Source organism: Micromonospora sp. CV4, from assembly GCF_003667455.1.
Lineage (GTDB): Bacteria > Actinomycetota > Actinomycetes > Mycobacteriales > Micromonosporaceae > Micromonospora.
On sequence record NZ_RCVI01000113.1, the window covers coordinates 1 to 4,981 of the forward strand.

Below are 4,981 nucleotides of genomic sequence, written 5' to 3' on the forward strand. Positions count from 1 at the left end.
ACCATCCCCTGAGCCAGATGACCACCACCCCGCTGCCGCGCCCCACCGCCGTGGCCACCACCTCGTTCGACAGGAGCGTCGCCTGATGCCGCAGGGACAGCCGAGCACGGTGCCCACCGACGGGTTGACGACCCGGCAGCGACGCCACCGGCCACTGCTGATGGTCCACACCGGACAGATGAAGGGAAAGTCCACCGCCGCCTTCGGGCTGGCGCTGCGGGCGTGGACCGCCGGCCTGCCGGTCGGGGTGTTCCAGTTCGTCAAGAGCGCCAAGTGGCGGGTGGGGGAGGAGAACGCCTTCCGGGCCCTCGGTGAGGTGCACGAGCGCACCGGCCAGGGCGCGCCGGTGGCGTGGCACAAGATGGGCGAGGGCTGGTCCTGGATCCAGCGCGGTGGCGACGCCGACCACGCCGCGGATGCCCTGGAGGGTTGGCGGCAGATCCAGCGCGACCTGGCCGCCGAGCGCTACGGGCTGTACGTGCTGGACGAGTTCACCTACCCGATGAAGTGGGGCTGGGTGGACGTCGACGAGGTCGTCGCCACCCTGGCCGACCGCCCCGGCTTCCAGCACGTGGTCATCACCGGCCGGGACGCCGACCCGCGACTGGTCGCCGCCGCCGACCTGGTGGCCGAGCTGACCAAGGTCAAGCACCCGATGGACGCCGGCCAGAAGGGCCAGAAGGGCATCGAGTGGTGAGCACCGGGCCGTGGGCGCTGCCCCGGGTGGTGGTCGCCGCGCCGGCCAGCGGACACGGCAAGACCACCGTCGCCACCGGGCTGCTGGCCGCGCTGCGCCGCCGGGGCCTGACGGTCAGCCCGCACAAGGTCGGCCCGGACTACATCGACCCCGGCTACCACGCCCTCGCCGCCGGACGGCCCGGCCGCAACCTCGACCCGTTCCTGGTCGGCCCCGAGCGGATCGCCCCGCTGCTGCGGCACGGCGCGAACGTCCCGACACCCGCCGACGTGGCCGTGGTGGAGGGCGTCATGGGCCTGCACGACGGCGCGGTCGGCCGCCGCGAATACGCCTCCACCGCCCACGTCGCCCGGCTGATCGAGGCGCCCGTGCTGCTGGTGCTGGACACCACCGCGCAGGGCCGTTCCGCCGCCGCGCTGACGCTGGGCATGGCCGCCTTCGACCCGGCCGTACGGATCGGCGGCGTGATCCTCAACCGGGTCGGCTCGCCCCGGCACGAGACGCTGCTGCGCGACGCCCTCGCCGAGGTGGGCGTACCGGTGCTCGGGGCGGTCACCCGGGCCGCCGAGGTGGCCGCCCCGGCCCGGCACCTGGGGCTTATCCCGGTCGCCGAACGGGCGCCCGAGTCCCTCGCGATCGTCACCGCCCTCGCCGAGCTGGTCGAGTCCACCGTGGACCTGGACGCCGTGCTCGACCTCGCCCGGAGCGCCCCACCAATGACCGCGCCCGCCTGGGACCCGGTCGCCGCCGTCGGCGGGCCGGCCGGCGCGGAGCGGGCCCTGGTCGCCCTCGCCGGTGGTCCGGCCTTCACCTTCTCGTACGCGGAGACCGCCGAACTGCTCACCGCGGCCGGCGCGGACGTGGTCACCGTCGACCCGCTGCGCGATCCGGCGCTGCCCACCGGCACCCGCGCCGTGGTGATCGGCGGCGGCTTTCCCGAGGCGTACGCGGAGGCGCTGGCCGGCAACAGGGCCCTCCGCGCCGAGCTGGCCACCTTCGACGGGCCGATCGTGGCCGAATGCGCCGGGCTGCTCTACCTCGGGCGGTCCCTCGACGACGCGCCCATGTGCGGCCGGCTGGACCTGACCGCCCGGATGACCGGCCGGCTCACCCTCGGCTACCGCAAGGCGGTGGCCGTCACCGACTCTCCGGTGGCCCGGGCCGGCGAGCCGGTACGCGGGCACGAGTTCCACCGCACCAGCACCGACCCGGGGCACGGCGACCGGCCGGCGTGGCGCTGGGACGGCGCGGAGCACGGCTTCGTCGCCGGCCGGGTGCACGCCTCCTACCTGCACACCCACTGGGCCGGCCACCCCGGGGCCGCCCGCCGCCTGGTCGAGGCGTGCCGATGAGCGCCGCCGTTCGTCCCGCCGCCGCAGGGCACGGCGGGTCGGCCGACGCCACGTTGACCGGCGTCGGTGTCGGACCCGGCGACCCGGAACTGCTCACCGTCAAGGCCGTGCGGGTCCTGCGCGAGGCCGACCTGGTCCTCGTACCCGTGATGGCGGACCGGGCCGAGCCGACGGTGACCGCCGGTCCGGCCTCGACCGGCGCGGAGGCGGGGCGCGCCGAGCGGACCGTGCGCGCGTACGTCCCGGCGGACCGGCTGCGCCGGCTGCCGTTCGCCCTGGACGACCGGGGCGGGGTGACCGCCCGCCGGGCGGCGGCCTGGGACGCCGCCGCGCGGGTCGTCGTGGAGGCGATCGACGCGGGCGCCCGGTCACTGGCCTTCGCCACCATCGGCGACCCGAACGTCTACTCCACCTTCGGCTACCTGGCGCAGAGCGTCCACGCCCTGCGTCCCGGGGTGCGGGTGGCGACCGTGCCCGGCGTCACCGCCATGCAGGAACTGGCCGCGCGCAGCGGCACCCCGCTCTGCGAGGGACGCGAACCGCTGACCCTGCTGCCGGCCACCGCCGGGCTGGCGCTGTTCGCCGACGCCCTCGCCGGGCCGGGCACCGTGGTCGCGTACAAGGGCTGGCGGCGGCACCCGGAGCTGCTCGCCGAGCTGCGCCGACAGGGCCGGCTCGCCGACGCGGTGCTCGGGCGGAGCCTGGGGCTCCCCGGGCAACGCGTCGGCCCGGTCGACGACTCCGAACACGACCTGCCGTACCTGTCGACGCTGCTGGTCCCGGCCCGCCGCGACCACCGAGGAGGAAAACTGTGACCAGCCACGGCAAGGTGTGGTTCGTCGGCGCCGGTCCCGGCGCGGCGGACCTGCTGACCCTGCGGGCCGCCCGGGTCATCGCCGAGGCGGACATCGTCATCTGGGCGGCCAGCCTGGTGCACGCCGACGTGCTCGCCCACGCCCGGCCCGACGCCGAGATCGTGGACTCCTCGCAGCTGCCCATCGAAGGGGTGCTTCCGCTCTACACGCGGGCCGCCGAGCAGGGGCTGACCGTGGCGCGGATCCACTCCGGCGACCCGGCGCTGTGGGGGGCGGTGCAGGAGCAGCTGGACCTGTGCCGGGCACTCGACCTGGCCGTCGAGATCGTGCCCGGTGTCTCCTCGTTCACCGCCGTCGCGGCGATCGTCGGGCGGGAGCTGACCGTCCCCGAGGTCGCCCAGTCGGTGATCCTCACCCGCCTCGAGGGCGGCAAGACCCCGATGCCGCCCGGGGAGCGGGTGCGTGACTTCGCGCGGCACGGCACCACCATGGCGCTGTTCCTCTCCGCGGCCCGCTCCGGGCAGGTGCAGGCCGAGCTGCTCGCCGGCGGCTACCCGGCGGACACCCCCGCCGTGGTGGCGTACCAGGCGACCTGGCCGGACGAGCTGGTGGTGCGCTGCACGGTCGGCACGCTGGAGGCGACCGTCAAGCAGCACCGGCTGTGGAAGCACACCCTCTTCCTGGTCGGGCCGGCCCTCGCTGCCGAGGGCACCCGTTCGCACCTGTACCACCCCGGGCACTTCCACACCTTCCGTCGGGCCGAGCCGGCCGCACGCGCCGAACTCCGCCGCCGGGCCGGCGCCCGCACCGGCGGAGCCCAGGACGGCGGGGAGCCCGCGACACCGGGCGCCACGTCGTGACGTACGCCGAGCCGCCGCTGCGCGAGCCGGACCTGCCGCGTACCGCGAAGGTCCGGCCCACCGCGCTGCGCACCGGCTGGACCACCGGCGCCTGCGCGACGGCGGCGGCCAAGGCCGCGGTCACCGCGTTGGTCACCGGCGCGGCCCAGCCGGAGGTGGAGATCGGGCTGCCCGCAGGGCGGCGGGTGCGTTTTCCGGTGGCCCGCTGCGAGCTGACCGGCACGCCGCCGGCCCGGGCCGAGGCGGTGGTGGTCAAGGACGCCGGCGACGACCCGGACGTCACCCACGGCGCCGAGCTGACCGCCACCGTGGACTGGACGAACACGCCCGGTCTGCGGCTCGCCGGCGGCCCCGGCGTCGGCACGGTCACCAAGCCGGGCCTCGGGCTCGCGGTCGGCGGCCCGGCGATCAACGACACGCCGCGCCGGATGATCAGCGAGGCGGTGGCCGAGGTGGTCGACCTCAGCGAGGTCGGCGTCCAGGTGGTGATCAGCGTCCCCCGGGGCGAGATCATGGCCCGCAAGACCACCAACCGGCGGCTCGGCATCCTCGGCGGCATCTCGATCCTCGGCACCACCGGAATCGTCCGGCCCTTCTCCACCGCCTCCTGGCGGGCCAGCGTGGTGCAGGCCGTGCACGTGATGGCCGCCCAGGGCGAGCGGACGGTGGTGCTCTGCACCGGCGGGCGCACCGAACGGGCCGCCCGGGCGCTGCTGCCCGAACTGCCCGAGGTCTGCTTCGTCGAGGTCGGCGACTTCACCGGCGCCGCCGTCACCGCCGCCGTGGGCGACGCCATGACCGGTGTGGTCTTCGTCGGCATGGCCGGCAAGCTGGCCAAGCTCGCCGCCGGCATCCTGATGACCCACTACACCCGCTCCAAGGTGGACCTGTCCCTGCTCGGCGCGGTGACCGCCGAGGCCGGTGGCGACGCGGCGCTGGTCGCCGCGGTGACCGAGGCGAACACCGGCCGGCACGCGTACGAGCTGTGGGAGGCCGCCGGGCTGCTCGCTCCGGCCGGTGACCTGCTCTGCCGGCGGGTCCGCCAGGTGCTGCTGCGGTTCGCCGGGCAGGCGGTCAGCGTCGACGTGGCCATGGTCGACTTCGCGGGCGCCCAGGTGGTCGCCTCCTCGGGCCGGTGGCCCCGGTGACCCCGGTGACCGTGGTCGGCCTGGACGCCGCCGGCGCGCCGCCGCACCCCGCCCTCGCGCCCGCGCTGGCCGCCGCCGGGCTGGTGGTCGGGGCCGCCCGGCACCTGGC

At 76.2% G+C, this 4,981-nt stretch carries 5 protein-coding genes; all 5 read left to right on the forward strand.

The window, feature by feature from the left end; translation table 11 throughout:
- The first annotated feature begins 85 nt into the window (after window positions 1–85).
- Genes cobO through EAD98_RS01105 form a run of 5 tightly spaced genes read left to right on the forward strand, consistent with a single transcriptional unit; the run spans window position 86 to window position 4,872 of the window.
- Window positions 86–697 (forward strand): cob(I)yrinic acid a,c-diamide adenosyltransferase, encoded by a 612-nt coding sequence (gene cobO / locus EAD98_RS01085; protein WP_121652226.1) that lies wholly within the window; start codon window positions 86–88, stop codon window positions 695–697.
- Window positions 691–2,049 carry a cobyrinate a,c-diamide synthase gene (locus tag EAD98_RS01090; protein ID WP_121652227.1) on the forward strand — a complete coding sequence of 453 codons (1,359 nt, stop codon included), beginning with the start codon at window positions 691–693 and terminating at the stop codon, window positions 2,047–2,049. Before cobO ends, EAD98_RS01090 begins: the two co-directional genes overlap by 7 nt.
- The gene (gene cobI / locus EAD98_RS01095) at window positions 2,046–2,864 is read left to right on the forward strand and encodes a precorrin-2 C(20)-methyltransferase (protein WP_121652229.1); all 819 of its coding nucleotides are present in this window, start codon (window positions 2,046–2,048) and stop codon (window positions 2,862–2,864) included. The genes EAD98_RS01090 and cobI overlap by 4 nt, the downstream gene beginning before the upstream one ends.
- Window positions 2,861–3,724, forward strand: a complete 864-nt coding sequence (cobM, locus tag EAD98_RS01100; protein WP_233583668.1) for a precorrin-4 C(11)-methyltransferase — start codon at window positions 2,861–2,863, stop codon at window positions 3,722–3,724. The genes cobI and cobM overlap by 4 nt, the downstream gene beginning before the upstream one ends.
- On the forward strand, window positions 3,721–4,872 hold the full coding sequence (locus EAD98_RS01105) for a cobalt-precorrin-5B (C(1))-methyltransferase (protein ID WP_121652228.1): 1,152 nt from the start codon (window positions 3,721–3,723) through the stop codon (window positions 4,870–4,872). Before cobM ends, EAD98_RS01105 begins: the two co-directional genes overlap by 4 nt.
- Window positions 4,873–4,981 lie beyond the last annotated feature (109 nt).

What these genes read in the sequence shown, in the direction of transcription:
- cobO (WP_121652226.1), top strand. Translation starts at nt 86, where the DNA reads ATGCCGCAGGGACAGCCGAGCACGGTGCCCACCGACGGGTTGACGACC.
- cobI (WP_121652229.1), top strand. Translation starts at nt 2,046, where the DNA reads ATGAGCGCCGCCGTTCGTCCCGCCGCCGCAGGGCACGGCGGGTCGGCC.